Here is a 15083-nt window from a genome sequence, read left to right as displayed (position 1 = left end):
ACCAGCCGCTTAACAGTTTCACCCGGTTCCTGCAGTTGAACGCGATACCGGCCGTCGGGAATTGATTCGATCAATTCGGGATCGAAGATCTGCTCCAGGAAATCCTCGGTCAGCTCGATCCCCTCATCAAATTCCCAGCCCGTTCCATCCGCGTTGCGTTTGCCAATCTCAAAGAAGACCTTGCGTCGCGGGGAAAGACCCAGCCCCTCTTTCTCGGCGACAGGCACAATCTCGAGAGCCACCGTCGGAGTATGCGAGGAGACCTGCTGGATGTCCCACACTCGCTGGGGTTCAGGAAAATGAAGCAACTCGACTCGTGGAGTCAGGTCAAAAATGAACGACCCCAGACCTTCACCGGGGACAGGGGCGTAGCCCCGTAAAGTCGTGAAGTCCAGACTGCCCAGAGCATTGTTCGTTGTCGTATTGCGACCGTAGACGTGAATCAGCGGATCAGCGATCACTGTCACGTCAATCGCGATCGGGGCGGAAGGGTTATCCTTGTTTGGATTCGCATTGTAAAAGTGAGTGAAGAGGAACTCACCAGGATCCTCAAAGACGGCGGTCGTCGTGGTCCCGTCGTTCCAGTTCACAATGATGGTGAAGTTGTGCTCGCCGGGTCGACCAAACTCGCCCGTGATCGTTGCAATTCCCCCCGCGGTGATTTGCGGTGTCTGCAGATTCACAAATCGAGGAGGCGCGTCGATGATCGATCCGGTTCCCGACTGCACCACCACATCCTGCCAGAAGTTGACACGGTTCCCGGAATGAATCGTGATGACGCCACTTCCCTCGGACCGAATATCCGCATCAACCCCCGTGTCAAACAGGTTAATACTGTCACCTGCAATGAGATCGATATTCCCGCTCCCACCAGTTGCCAGCACAGGTGCCGTGACAACAAGTCCGGAAAAATTCCCCAATGCCGTAATCGAGAGATTTCCACCCGAGGCATTCTGAACGGTAGACGAAACGTTGATGGTCGCCGTGTTGGAAATCATCAGGTTTCCGGAGACTGCTCCCAGAACGGAGATTCCGTCCACGCCATCCGACGTGACGATATTGAGAATTCTGCCCGAGACATTGCGAATCTGCAGGTTCCCCGACTCGGTATTCGTCGCGGCCAGATTCGACACATTGGTCACGAGCGGCGCACTGCTCCCAATCCCGGTGACAGCTCGCATAACGAGTGTCTCTGCAGCGATATGAAGAGTGGCTGAATTCCCTCCCGCAGCAATTTCCCCGGCAGTCGATTCCAGCGAGACGAACGAGTCACCGCTGGTAAGGGCCGAGATCTGGCCGACAGTGATTGTCTGGTTTGCGACCAGACGTACTTCACCGTCGTTGTGCTGAGTCAGGTTGTCGACTCTGATCGAATCTCTCTCGATCATGTGAATCCGGGTATTAGTACCCGACAAGGGGTTTGAGGAAGCACCGTTCGTCAGGTTCAGCACATCTAGATCGACATTGATGGGCTGCAGTGCTCCGACGCCGACCGCGGTTTGAATGGTTGTCACAGCCCCCGCCGCATCGGCGATCAGGTTATCTCCCGCCGAGTTGCCTCCGTTGACGAGACTTCCTGATGTACTGACAAGTCGAAGTGCATTCGCGGTCGCATTCAGCGTTTCAACCTGTCCCAGCGTGATATCCTGGTCAGCCAGCAGAGCGATCGTCCCGGAACCGGATCGGATGGTCGCGCCGTCCTGCATCAGGATCTTTCCGCTCGTGCCATTTCCGACCTGATTGCTGTCTGCCACGACCTCGACATCGCCACCCGCCGAGGCAACGGGTGCCGTTGCATCGATCAGAACATCGCGAGAGGCCCTGAGACTGATATCGCCTCCCGCAGTCGTCACAGCGGCCTTGAGAACCAGGTCCGAGGCAGTACCCTCTGCGGACAGGAGAACGTTCCCGGTTGTGGCCGTAACGCCGGATCCACCTGCAGTTATGGTCGTCGTTCCAGCGGAACGGATGGCGACATTCCCGGCCCCTTGTTGATCGACACGATGCAATTGCAGGTCGCTGACTTCGCGAATCCGGATGTCACCCGCCGCGGAATTGACGATATCAAGGGCGTTCACGCGAGTCACCAGGGAGGGGTCGCCACCGGGGGGTGACGTGGTCCCGATTCCATTCACCGCTCGCAGGGTCACCACGCCGCCGAGGGTTTCATTAACCAGATTTTCGCCTGTGGCTGACCCATTCCGAATTTCGCCCGTGTGTGAAGTAATCCGAATGGCATCGACCGTGCCGTTCGCCGTCTTCACCTGTCCGAGCGTCACATTCTGCTGAACGTCAATTTCCACTCGTCCCGACCCCGCGTCGATCAGGCTGCCACTCGCCATCAGCAGGGCCCCAGTTCCGTCGATCCCGTTCCCCGTCGTCACCAGCACGTCACCGGTGGTCGAGAGGATTTTGCCAGCGGCGCCGAATGTTGTATCTCGGGTCGTGTCGAGCGTCATCGATCCACTGGCCGTTGCCAGCGTTCCGCGGATCTGCGTGTCACGTGCCACAGAAAGCTGCATCGCACCGGCTTCGGTAGCCAGCCTCCCGGCTGCGCTGATCTCCAGGTCCGTTCCAACTTGAGCGGTGAGTTCATGGTCGGCATCGAGTTGGAACGAGCCATTCACAATGATGCTTCCCGCCGTCTTCCAGAGATAATGACTCGACTGCGTGAGTGGCCCATCAGTCCCGACTTGAATTCCCGCAGTCTGATTGTCAGAGCCAATCACGACTGTCTGAGCGTGAACGACATCCAGTTGAGCGTCGGTAAAGTTCAAGTCCTGCGAGGCATCCTCCAGACCAATGGATGTTCCTGCAGAGAGCGTCTGAATCGTGAGCGTGGCACCATTCGCGTTCACGAAAGTGGTGGGCAAGAGGATCGCGTCAGCAGTCAACGTGATATCCCGCCCATGCGTATCGAGGGAGGACGTCGCCGCGTCGAAGCGAAGGGAGGCCCCGGTAAACTGGAATCCATCGTTCGTCCCGGCAATTGCACCGTACGTATTGACCGCTCCACGAAATCGGCTGACCCCACTTCCCTGAAGCTGCTGATAGGTCCACGAATTCAGTGAACCATCAAACCGAACGTCGTTAGCAGAGACAATGAGGACCTCTCCCAGCCTGACAGTATTCCCCACATGTCCCGTCACCTGGATTTGACCGGTCCCTGCGTCGAGCGTCAGTTTCTGATTGAACGCCGATGTTCCATTGATCGTCCCCGAAACAGTGATATCGCCTGAACCGCCGGTACTGATCTCGATACCACTCGCCAGTCTCACCGGACCACTGATCGCGACGTTCCCTTGCGATGTGGTAATATTGGCATTGGCTACCAGCGTTCCCACCTCGATCAGCACACCTCCACTGCCCGAAATGATCTCGGCCGCAGAGGACTGCGTCGTGGTACCGATCGATTTGATCGAGACAGAATTCTCGCCCGTCAGTTGGGCGTCGACAGAAACCGTCGTCCCTGCCGACAGTTTTAAGTCCCGCCCCGCTTCAAGCGGCGCCCCCGCTGCGACAGTCAGGCCGGACGCGGTCGAGTCGAGGATGATGTCATTTTCCGCCTGAATCGATTGTCCAACGGAGATTGGTCCCGCAGCGATATACTCGACGCTTCCACCACTCGCGACGGTGGCGAGTTGCTCAATCGAACCACTGGACGTAACAGAGACGGAGCCAGTTGTCTCGACGCGACCGCCAAACACGACGCTTTGGAACGCCTGCTCAATCGTCACGCTCTCAACCGAGATTGCAGACAAACGAACGTTCTCTGCCTGCTTGACCCTGAACTCCCCGCCTCCACTGATCTCAGCTTGAGCCGTGACATCCCCGGTCCCCGCGGCTGAAAGCGTCAGATCATGGCCGTTGGTTGCGACCGTGGATGACAGCAGGATATTGCCACTCGACGTCGTCTCCATCGTCACCGAATTCAACAACTCCAGACGGTCTCGAATCGTTTGATTCCCCGTCGTCGTCACGTTGGCATTCAACTGCGTCGACCCGGGAAAATCGGTGGTCAGAAATGCCAATCCCGTATTTCCGCCGACCGTCCCGTCGAACCGCGTGCCCCCCGACGTCACAGCAGTCAGCCCAAATCGGCCGTCAACCGTTTTGCCAAACTGAATCGTATCGCCGCCACTGCTGGTCAGTCTCACATTTCCCGTCAACACCACAGCGTCGCGGAACTCGATTGCCCCTGAGGTCGTGAAATTTCCGTTGAGACGGGTTACCCCCTCGCTGTCGGTCGTCAGCGAGGTCAGGGGAGTGGCCTCACCGACCCCTCCATTAAATAGCGTCACGCCCGACGTGTTCACGGTCAACCCGTAAGGACCGTTCACGGAGCGCTGGAATGCGACCGTCCCGCCGCTTGTGCTGGTGATGATCGTGTTGGCCATGAGACTGACGTCATCATCGAACTTCACATCTCCACTGGCTGTAATTCCTCCGTTGATGCGAGTCGATCCTGCCCCTTCCGTCGTCAACGAGGTCAGTGCGATCTGTCCACCGACAGCCCCCATAAAGGTTTTCTGGCCGGCAGTGCTGACTCGTAGGCGGTGGGCTCCATCGACCGTCGAAGCGAAGCCAACATCCTTACCGGTCGTGCTGGTCAGGGTCGCGTCACCCTCCAGCTTGACAGCATCATTGAACTGAATTTCCCCGGCAGTGGTGATGTCCGCATGAACCAGTATCGATCCACCGGAATCGGTCGTCAGCGATGCAAGCGGGCTGATGCCCCCCACGACTCCGCCAAACGTCGTGACACCCGTCGTATTAACGGTGAGGTGATGCGGTCCATCAACCTGTTTCGCAAGGGTGATCGCCCCCCCGGTTTGACTGGTCAGAACGGCATCGCCGAGCACCCTGACCGAATCATTCAGGCGAATCGAATCAACGACCGTGACACCCGCGAAGAATTCCGTCGTACCAGGGCTGTCCGTTGTCAGCGAGCGGAGCGCGGCGGTTGTACCGACGGCACCACCGAAACGAGTCCCCCCTGCCGTCTCAACGTTCAAGCCGAACGGACCGTCAACCGTTCGCTGAAACTGAATATCACCGCTGGCGGTACTGGAGATCGTAATCGAGTCGCTGAGTGTGATGGGGCCGTCGATCGTGATATTCCCCACCGATGTCAGATCCCCGTTCAGATCCACTCGTGCGGATGTCACCGCGATGCCGCCGGCGCCCGTCTGCACCTGCCGGAGGGAAGTCGTTCCCGCACTGGAAACGACAAACTTCTCGAGCGCCCGTGCGACCCCCACGTTTTGCAGCGAAACAATTCCGCTGCCAGCGGTCAGTGTGAGCTGGCGCGCGTTCGCAATCTGATCTGCATTCACAGGGCTATTAAACGTGATATTCCCGTCGCTCCCCGTGGCGACGTTCGTGTCGATGGTGACATTCGCAGTGAGGTTCACGGCAGACGTTCCGGTCACCACGACGTTTCCACCTGTAGGCCCGTGATTGGTGGAAATATTCGCACCAAGATTCACCGTCTCGGCTGTGACGTTGAGATTCCCTTCTGCCGTAGTAGATCCGAGGTTGAGCACGGTGTTCAAGTGAATCACATCGGTACCAATCCCCCCATCGATCGACAACGACGCGCGGAAGCCTGAGTTCACCGACGAAACGGTGATGGCATCATGACCGGCACCACCGGCGATGGTCAGTAGCTTCGTCGGATTCACGAATGTGATGCACCCAGCGTTGTCAGATGAAATCGTCAAAAGATTGCCGGTGGCAACGACTTCAATGTTCTCGGATCCGGATGTCCCCGTGAAAGTGCGGTTTTCCGCCGTCAGCGAATCGACGACGGTCGTCTCGACGCTGTGATACGTCATCTGCTGGTTGCCACTGACCATCACGTCACCGGATGTCGCGTCTCCGAAGGAATGAGTGACGGAACCAAACGTGGAACCACCAGTCAGAGCGAAACTGTCCCCCGCGGATGACATTGTTCCTCCGTCGTAGTGGACGGATCGGGAGAAATCTCCCAACGAGAAATCAACGGTCAACGAGTCATCGCCACCATAAGTGTTGACGAACACCTGCGTTCCCGGAATCGCTGAGAAGGGGACGCGGATCGTGTGCAAATCCGGCGAGATGACCGCACCGGGGATGTCTGTTGTGAACAGATTCACCGGATCATGAATGATGTACTGCCCGTTGGCGACGTCCGACTGAATTGTCAGCCGATCATTATTCCCGCCGACCATCGAGTCGGACACAACCAGATTTCCCAAGGAATCCAGCGTGACATTTGTCGGGGTCGCCACAACGGTCAGCACAATGTCATGACCACTGTTTCCCCCCGAGTAGCTGATCGAAAATGTCGTCGCAGCAACATGGAAGGTAGCCCCTTCCGGCAGGTCCTTGAAGGTCCCAATGATCGCAGAAGAACCGGTATTACTAAGCAAGGTGAACTTGTCCCCCACCGTCAGGGACGTTCCGAGATCCAGATCCAGCGACGCGTCCGCCAGTGAAACGGGACCCGACGCTTCGATCTGACTGTAGCCCGTCCCGGGGGCTAGACCATTGATCACGACGTGCAGTGTCGCATCCCCGTTCAGCGACAGGGAAGTGGTATCAAGGAGACTGGTACCGAGAACGAGCGAACCACTGCCGGACACGCTGGCGACGGTTTCAGAAAAATTCTGCAGGTTCAATGTGGCGGCAGTTCCCACATCCACGGAACTTGAATTGTTGATCCGCTCGCTTCCCCCCAGCAGGAATTCACCTTCCACCAGATCAATCGTGCCAGCCCCGGCACTTAATCCCGTCGGTGCGATCGTCACCGTATCGAATTCACTGAGAAACTGCCCCGCATTCGTGTTCGACATGATCGTCGTCAGAAATGTCGCATTCATCCGCAACGGATGGTCACTGGTCCCGATCCCGCTCCCCGCGTAAATCGAGACCGTATGTGCAGACAGATCAAGACCCGATGCATCCGCGAAGACCGCCCCGCCCCCGCCCGTACGGAGGATCAGGTTGCCGGCCTCAAGACTTAGCGAACCACCCTCAAAAGCGATCTGGTGGTTGCCTGTCTGAAGAGTCACATCCATGTCCCCTGCAAAGACAATCGCGGCGGTGATTTCAATGTCACCCGTGCGGTTGCTTCCGATGATCAGGGTGTCCGCATGGATATTCGACAGTTCCGTGGCCGACAGGCCGAGATAGTCAGGCCGATCAAGGTCGGTGCCAAGGTTGATCAACCGACCCGCAGGAGGGGCTGGTGGCAACAGAGGGATCGCATTCGGGGCCAGCGACACAATTTGTCCGTCGGCCGTCACGGTTCCGTCCAGGTCCATCCGGTTTGCAGTGATCATGACTCCGCCGGACAGGGACTGGATGTCTGCCGAGGATTCGATCACAAACATCCCCGAACTTCCCCCTGCGGATACGACGATGCCATTGCCTGCCTGCACGTCGTGAGCAGCAGCTCCATCAGTCACGGTCACGTGCGAAGCACCGCTCAGATTGATCCGCCCGGTCGCAAAAAGTTGTTGCACAACCAAGTCATGGTCAGCGGAGAGGATGATGTTGAGTTGATCGGTCGTGGAATTCGGATCATCGGCCGTAAGACTTCCATTCCCTGCAATCTGGATATCGTTGCTGGCAAGAATCGTCGCGGGACCGGCATGGACATTGACCGCTGATTGGAAAGTGACGTTATCGACGGAGTTGTGAACGGTCAGACTACCGACATCCAGCGTGTTAGTCCCCTCGAAAAAGACCGACTGCGTTCCCACCGCCCCCGTAATCTCGATCGAATCCACCTGGGACGCCAGGAACGAGGTTGTCTGGTTGTGCTGATCCGTCACCAGAATCGAGGCGACACCCTGATCGTTCTGGACGACCGAGATTTTGGCGGTATCGCCAGTCGACGTCATGGAAACGTCCAGAACGCCGCCGGCCAGCACGGGCGTGACGGAGAGGACTCGACGCTCTTCCAGCTTGAGGCTTGAGAGGCGAGCGGCAAATTCGAATGAGGGAGATAACGGGACCGAACCGGCTGTCGATCTGGTGTCGAGCCAGTTCCAAAACCAATCTGCAATCTGCATGAAAACCTACCTCAGCCGCTCAGCCGGCGCTTTCCATTCGTTACGGCGTTTCCTGCCGCACCCGCACAAATTGGAACTCGATTACACTCGGAATCTAGTACCATTTGACGTGAAGCTAGCAGTTCAGGTGGCGTTCGATTTTCACAATCTTCGTCGCCTGTAGCGTTTATGCGCTAGAGAGATCGCCGTTTGCCGAGAATGCCAACTACCTGTCTCTTTTGAATACGCCAGATCTTACTGGTTACGCAGGTTGAATCGCGAGAAAATTCCAGCAGAATCGGCCCGAGAACGACCTCGCCATGCCAGAAGCTCACCGAAGAACTGGTACCTTCCCACGTGCCGCGACCACGTTCACCTTTGTTGCAGGGCATTCCCCTTCAGGTGGCGAAAGATCTCTCGCCATTTTGGGTGTTCCGCTGCGGGGCAGCGGTCGCGATGTCTGGAAAGAGTAGTCCGACACGGGTTCTAACGATTTTGACGAAGTTTCCTGTGGTACCGCCCGGATTCTGTCCGATGAACATGGTGAGCGTTCTCGCGTGACTTGGAACCCATTCGCCGCGTACCGCTTACTCACTGAAAAAATCAGGTTCGTGAATGACCCTGATACCGTCATTCTAGGAGAATGTAGATGCGAAGCGCGATTCTGGCTCTGTTGATTGTTGCGGCGGCGTTCACAGTGGGAGGAGCTTCGGCACAAGCCGCAGGTGAAGGGCAGCCTTCCGACTGGGGCCGCTTCAACTACTACCCTTACGTCTACTACCCACACAACTTCCAGGCTCCCCAGCAGTACAACAGCCTGTACCACCGGTATCCACAAGCTCGCCAGATCCCGGTCTACAATAAAGGCTGGTACAACTTCTACCCCGAAAAGCGTCCCTACCACAGTGGACACCACTTCGTTCTCGACGTGTTCTAAACCCACGCTGGGTTTGAGCAGGACGTTCTGACGGGAACGTGACTCGATGAAAGCCGGGGCAACAAAAACTTCACCTTGCCCCGGTCCTCACCCGCTCGACATCCATTCGCCACGGAAGAAGAAACCTTCCGGTTCGGCGGCAGCGGGTCATGACTGGACTGCGAGAGAACGACTCGTCCACAGCGACGGTCGTGCCCGCCTCCAGCCACGATAGAGATCCGATTCGGAAGCGATTGCGCACGGGGGGGAGTGTAGTCGCTTCTGAATCGTTCTCTGTTGTGACAGGTCAGGCCGAATGGCCGAACTCGATCAGCGCGTCGTTCTGCGGTCCGCACCGCCTTCTCGCAAATTCACCGCACGTCAGCGAAGGGCTTTGAGAGCACTCAGCCGCATCGCATTCACAGACGGAATCAGCCCACCGAAAAAGCCCATCGCCAGGGCAAGCAACATGCCGACCGCAATCGTGCTGGGATCGACTGTCAGGCGCAGAACGACAAACTTGCCCCCTCCCCCTGGTCCACCTGTCACGATGCTGTTGGCGGTGAAGCCGTCACACAACGATCCGATGGCGCAACCGATCGCTCCTCCGATCAGTGCCAGTACCAACGATTCCAGCAGGAACGAGACGAGGATCTGCCAGCGTCGAAAGCCCAGCAGACGCAGCACGCCGATGTCTTTTGTTCGCTGACTGATCGCAGCGAACATGGTATTCATCACGCCGAACAGGCCCCCCATCGACATGATCAAGGCAACGACCATCGCCATCCCGAGGAACTGAACGTTGGTCGCCGAAAGATTCGCAAAGTACGTCTGTTCGACCTGCGGGCTGATCGTCGCCTGCTTGTACTCATTCGCAAAATATTCCTTGAGCAGTTCGGCCCCCCACTGTGCTTCGGAGTATTGTTCCTGAACTTTCTTCAGTTTGGGTTTAGGAGCGGTCTTGTCGGTGGCATACAGGGCTGCCGCCTCATCATAGGCCTTCTGCGCAGCCAGTTTTCGGTCTTCGATCAGCTTCTGTCGCTGATCTTTGCGGTAGTTGGGGTCGGCCCGCACACAGAAGGTCGTGTAATTGGACTTTCCGAACAAAGGTCCGACCTGCGATTGACGTGTCCAGACCTCGGAGTCGTAAACGGTACCGGAGGAGGCAAAGATTCCCGTCACGTACCAGACGCGATCACCGATCTGAAAGGTATCACCCGCTTCCAGGCGATCCTTGTTTTTCGCCTGCTGACGCATCTCTTCCGTTCGGTCGTTTCCCAGTTCACGTGCGATCCCCGCGCCGAGCATGGCTTCGATCGCGGTGTCTCCCTTGTCATTAATCTCGCGAACGCCTGCCTCAGAGAACCAGTCACCGCCCGGCATCAGTTTCAGACCATGGACTTTGGCCGACATCGCGGGATCGTCGACACCGCGCACTTGCAGGAATCGTCGCTTTTCCTGCCCGGTTTTTGCATCAGTAATCTGCTGGGAAATCCCCAGGTACGTCTCTCGACTGACAAGGGATCGCCCCTCTTCGTCGCGAGCCACCCCTTCCTGCGTCTCGATCTCGGTGGCATCCGCAAAGCCCAGATTGCTGAAAGCTTCGTCTGTCGAACCTTCCGACATGATCAGCACATTGCCCGGCTGACCGCTGGATTCGGTCATGGAATACATTCCATTCACGAAGGCCAGCAGCACAATCTGGATCCCGATCACCAGCGTGAACGCCCCGACCATGAACAGGGTCGTCAGCCAGCGTGTTTTGAGGTTCATCAGGTTGTAACTGAGTGGGACCTTGCCAATCACGAGCAGAAGCAGCAGAAGGATTCCGGCTCCGGCGAAGATGCCCTTCATGACCGGCGACGAGTTGCCAAAGACCTGCCAGGGTGCGGCGGCAAACAAATAAGCTGCAAACATCAAAAAACCTCGGAGATTGAGGAATAATTCAAAGGCTTATGCGGGTGACAGTGTCGAAGCGAACCGGGTCGCTCAGGCAACTTTCGAGAAAACGTCCGAGACACGCACACCGCGGGCAGTGATCGCGGGGACGAAACTTCCCGCGAAGGCGGTCGCGGCACCCATCCCGGCCCCCCACCACAAGCAGTCGATCGGAACGGCAAAGCTGGGGAAGAATGCAATCGGGAACGGAAGACCACCCCAGATACCGTTAATCACGCCATAGGCGAGTCCGGCACTGAGCAGTCCGGATAACGTTCCGATCAACAGCGCCTCGCCAAGAACCAGTGTCAGGATCTGCCAGGGGAGAAACCCCAGCACTTTCAGCACCGCAAACTCAGTCCGGCGTTCACGCACACTGATACTGATCGCGTTCGAAATCACCAGTGCCAGCACCATCATGCAGGCGGGAGCCAGCAACCAGCGAACACCCCAGATGATGTCCCGATAGGCGTCCAGAAACGAGGAAATCCCCGTCGACGAGGTCTCACATTTGACAGGCGGATTCGTGTACGAAGGGGCGGTCAGAATCTGCTCGGTCAGCTTGTTGAACGAAACTCGATCGGGAACACGCAGCCAGACGAGGCTGAGCGTTTTATCTGCCAGCGGATGAGGCTTATTCCCATTCGTCAACTTGTAGGCATCCATCTGCGCCTCGAAATATTCACGATTGATGATGGCGCTGTCCGTGTACTGTGTCGCTTCCTTGGGAAATGTCCCGACGATTTCCATTTCCAGATTAATGTCGCGGTAGTTGCGGCTGTATCCGGTGATTCGATCGCCAATCCGCTTTTTCATTTTCTCAAGTCGTCCCGGACCGATGATCACACCATTGCGAATCTCGTTCATTCTCTTGATCCCTGCGATCAGAGGGGCGGCCTGCTCGTCAGTCAAAACATCGATGCCGTCCAGCATCGTACGAGCTTTTTCGGGTTCCATGATGAACGCGAAGAAGAGGTTCTCGTAGCCCCGTTTCGCGGGATTGGATTCCGTTGAGCCGACGAAAAAGCCCCAGCTCATGGAATCCTGCGGCCGGACTGCATTCGGATCGTTGGGATCTGCGGCCCCTTCAGACAATCCCGCCGCGTAGGAATAAGGAAGCAGGCTGGGTGCCTGCCATTTCTCCGTGACGATCGCCTTGATATTGGCACTCTTTTCCTTCGTGACATAGTCGAGCGTCGTGAGAACGGTGAAGACCAGTGTGACGACAAGCACCAGCATCATCGTTCCGAGCGACGTCAGAATCGTACGCACGGGATTGCGAGCGATATTCTCAAGCACGAGTACTAAAAATTTCATGGCGGGGTCCCACGATTATTACAGCGAATCTTGCGATTAGCCGATCATTCGAATGGAGAGAGACAGTCGACTCGGGGCGATGGGGCTAGCGAATCCGGCCCTTACGTCGACGAAAAAGAGTCAGCACCGCAGATCAGACCTGACCGACTTCCTGCACGGTCTGCGAAGCAAGTCGACCTTTCTCCAGATGAACCAGGCGATCGGCCCGATCCGCCGCGCGGGGGTCGTGGGTCACCATGACGATGGTCTTATTGAGCGACTCTTTGAGCTCAACAAGCAGGTTCAGAATTTCGTCCGCCGACTTCGCGTCAAGGTCCCCGGTCGGTTCGTCCGCGACGATCAGGGCGGGATCGGTCACAATCGCACGTGCGATCCCGACGCGCTGCTGTTGTCCCCCGGACAACTGCCCCGGACGATGCCACATGCGGTCTTTCAACCCGACAATTTCCAAGGCCGTCGTCACCTGCTGCTTTCGTTGTGCTGCCGACAGGGGTAGCAGTAGCAGGGGAAGCTCGACATTTCGAAACGCCGACAGAACCGGCAACAGGTGGTAAAACTGGAAGATGAATCCGAGACTTCGGGTTCGCCAGCCGGCAAGTTGCCCTTCCGACATTCGCGAAATCTCTTCTCCCTGCACGCGAATGCTGCCTGACGTCGGTCGATCCAGACCGGCAATCAGGTTGAGCAGCGTTGTCTTGCCAGAACCCGACGGCCCCATCAGTGAAACGAACTCTCCTTGCTGAACGACCAGATTGAGGCCATTCAGAACGTCCAGTAGTTCGCTTCCTCGCCGAAATGACTTATGAACATCCTGGACTTCGACGCACGGATCAGACGACGACATGAGCAATTCCTTGCTGGCGACAGAAACCCGATCCCCGCTGAATGCATTCGCAGAATCCATTCCTCACGGGGTACGTCAGGTTTTGGTGAGTTCTCTCGTTGTGAACAAAATGGTCTGAAAGGCAGTTAGAGAGTGAACCGTCGGGGACATCGAGCCCGTATCGGGATTGTCTGCTACGTCTCTGGTGGCCCCTCAGCCAGGCCGGGATCGACATCCCCCGTCTCGGGAGCCGGGTCAGAGGACGCAGCCGGTTCCTCTTCTTCAACCAGATCGGCGTAGAATTTCACGAGGGCTCCCATCTCGGGCCTCAGGTACTGCCCTTCCTCTTCAGGAGGAACTTTCAACCGGACACGGACCGGGACAGCTCCCTTGGCACGGTCGGCAATGGGCATCAGCCGTGAGACGACACCGTCATAATACCGGTCCATGAAGGCTTCCGGCTGAACGCGACACCGCTGGCCTTTTCTCACTTTGGAAATTTCCCGCTCCTGCACAGAGAGTTCGACCTCCAGTTTAGAGAGATCCGCCATGTCACACAGACTGAAGGAACCATTGAAGGCAACCGGATTCACCAGGTTTCCCAGTTCCGCATTCTTTTTCAAAACGGTGCCGGAAATCGGAGCCACGATGATGCAATTATCCAGTCGCCACTTGGCGCGTCGCACTTCGGCTTCCGCCTGCCTGACCTGAGCCTCCGCAGCACGTTTTCGTTCCGGACGCGGTCCGTCGATCATGAGCTGTGCGGTCGCGGCCAACTTGTCGACCCGTTTTCTGAGCATCTGATACTGGGACTGAGCCGTTTCAAAGTCTTGTCGATTGCCGAAGCCATTCGTCAGCAGGTCCTTCGCCCGTTTGTAGTCTCGTTCGGCCTGCTCCAGATTGGTTTGTGACTCGGCGAGGTCCGCCTGCACTTGCTTGATCTCGTCGGGACGCGATCCCTCACGCAATTCGGCAAGGTTCTCGCGTGCTGCTTCGAGTTGCCCCGAGACTCGTTCGAATTCGGCGAGATACTCCGTGTTGTCGAGTACGGCCAGAACGAAGCCTTTTTCGATCCTCTGCCCCGCCTCAAAATTCAACTCGATCACCCGTCCGCTCACTTGCGGACTGACCAGAATCTGTTGTTCCGGGATGATGTAGCCCTTGGATTCCACCACAGGTCCGGAAGCGGGAGGTCCAGGTGGCTTCGGCGCGGTCGGCTGCGCCGCGGGGGCTGTCGTCGAGGTTTGAACGCCGGCCTGAGCGACGGATCCTTCCTGTTTCACGAGAGGGCTTCCTGCGAACAGCAAATAGGCAGTCGCACAGGTCATCCCCAGCAAGAGCACCCAGGGGAGCTTTGAGCCGGCCCCAGACGACTGATTCGGTGGGGGTAACCTGAGCGATTGAACGCGATCTTTGAGAGAAGCGTTCGCGGCAGAGGTTTCGGACATAGACACAGAATTTCCTGTGAGGTGAACTCGAATTTTGATGAGGTGGCTCGTTCGAACGATCAAATTCCTGAAATCCACACGTCGAAGCCCGTCAGTGTGAGTCTCAATTCCAGAATTCAGATCCATTCCAAACCGTTACATCATTGCATTTGGCTCTCAAAAAATCCATTCGCGAAGTACGTAGAACGCGCGATTGCAGACCCAGGCGACTCACGTATATAGGACAACGTGGCATTATTCGAGGCGCAGTCAATACCACGTGTCGGCACGAACATATCAGAGAGGAATTCCAGATGTTCAACCTTCGCTGCGACCCCATGGAGCATCAATCACATTATCCATAAACGACCTCCAGGGGGGATCTGTTTCGCAGGGCTTGAAACCTGGATCTCGCTCATCATTCGTTCACATTATAAGACAGTCACATTCCAGAGGTACGCCTGCTAGTTCAGGATTTTGATTTGAGAAGGTGTTTCGGAAGAGCGATAGACTCGATGTGTTGCCTTCTGGAAATCTTCGGGCTTGGCCGTATAGATGTCGACGAACTTCTGAGGATTTCTGTCAATCAGCGGGAACCAAGTGCTTTGAACCTGTACCATCAG

The 15083-nt window shown here is 56.9% G+C and carries 7 protein-coding genes; 2 read left to right on the top strand and 5 right to left on the bottom strand.

Annotation, left to right across the window (positions count from 1 at the left end):
- On the bottom strand, positions 1-8060 hold an 8060-nt coding region (locus tag VGE80_RS11265), incomplete at its 3' end, for a hypothetical protein (protein WP_440592739.1).
- Positions 8061-8359: 299 nt separating this feature from the next.
- Here VGE80_RS11265 and VGE80_RS11260 point away from each other — a divergent pair.
- Together VGE80_RS11260 and VGE80_RS11255 are read left to right on the top strand one after the other, a co-directional pair.
- Positions 8360-8512: a hypothetical protein gene (locus VGE80_RS11260; RefSeq protein ID WP_440592738.1), complete on the top strand. Its 153-nt coding sequence runs from the start codon at positions 8360-8362 to the stop codon at positions 8510-8512.
- A gap of 176 nt (positions 8513-8688) precedes the next feature.
- Positions 8689-8976: a hypothetical protein gene (locus tag VGE80_RS11255; RefSeq protein ID WP_373651231.1), complete on the top strand. Its 288-nt coding sequence runs from the start codon at positions 8689-8691 to the stop codon at positions 8974-8976.
- A 360-nt stretch (positions 8977-9336) separates the two neighbouring features.
- Here the strand turns inward: VGE80_RS11255 and VGE80_RS11250 are convergent, their stop codons facing one another.
- From VGE80_RS11250 to VGE80_RS11235, 4 genes are all read right to left on the bottom strand, one after another.
- The gene (locus VGE80_RS11250) at positions 9337-10872 is read right to left on the bottom strand and encodes an ABC transporter permease (protein ID WP_373651230.1); all 1536 of its coding nucleotides are present in this window, start codon (positions 10870-10872) and stop codon (positions 9337-9339) included.
- A gap of 72 nt (positions 10873-10944) precedes the next feature.
- Positions 10945-12210, bottom strand: coding sequence for an ABC transporter permease (locus VGE80_RS11245; RefSeq protein ID WP_440592737.1), 1266 nt, complete (start codon positions 12208-12210; stop codon positions 10945-10947).
- 133 nt (positions 12211-12343) lie between these two features.
- Positions 12344-13054: an ABC transporter ATP-binding protein gene (locus tag VGE80_RS11240; RefSeq protein ID WP_440592736.1), complete on the bottom strand. Its 711-nt coding sequence runs from the start codon at positions 13052-13054 to the stop codon at positions 12344-12346.
- A gap of 173 nt (positions 13055-13227) precedes the next feature.
- The gene (locus tag VGE80_RS11235) at positions 13228-14481 is read right to left on the bottom strand and encodes an HlyD family secretion protein (protein WP_440592735.1); all 1254 of its coding nucleotides are present in this window, start codon (positions 14479-14481) and stop codon (positions 13228-13230) included.
- Between the last annotated feature and the right edge of the window lie 602 nt (positions 14482-15083).

This window comes from Schlesneria sp. (assembly GCF_036405755.1).
Taxonomy (GTDB): Bacteria; Planctomycetota; Planctomycetia; order Planctomycetales; family Planctomycetaceae; genus Schlesneria; species Schlesneria sphaerica.
Note: the sequence above shows the minus strand (reverse complement) of the source record. Positions and strands in the feature narration are given on the sequence as shown.

Excerpts from the sequence above, each read along its gene's own strand:
- VGE80_RS11260 (WP_440592738.1), top strand. The coding sequence starts at position 8,360 with ATGCCAGAAGCTCACCGAAGAACTGGTACCTTCCCACGTGCCGCGACC.
- VGE80_RS11255 (WP_373651231.1), top strand. The coding sequence starts at position 8,689 with ATGCGAAGCGCGATTCTGGCTCTGTTGATTGTTGCGGCGGCGTTCACA.
- VGE80_RS11250 (WP_373651230.1), bottom strand. The coding sequence starts at position 10,872 with ATGTTTGCAGCTTATTTGTTTGCCGCCGCACCCTGGCAGGTCTTTGGC.
- VGE80_RS11245 (WP_440592737.1), bottom strand. The coding sequence starts at position 12,210 with ATGAAATTTTTAGTACTCGTGCTTGAGAATATCGCTCGCAATCCCGTG.
- VGE80_RS11240 (WP_440592736.1), bottom strand. The coding sequence starts at position 13,054 with ATGTCGTCGTCTGATCCGTGCGTCGAAGTCCAGGATGTTCATAAGTCA.
- VGE80_RS11235 (WP_440592735.1), bottom strand. The coding sequence starts at position 14,481 with ATGTCCGAAACCTCTGCCGCGAACGCTTCTCTCAAAGATCGCGTTCAA.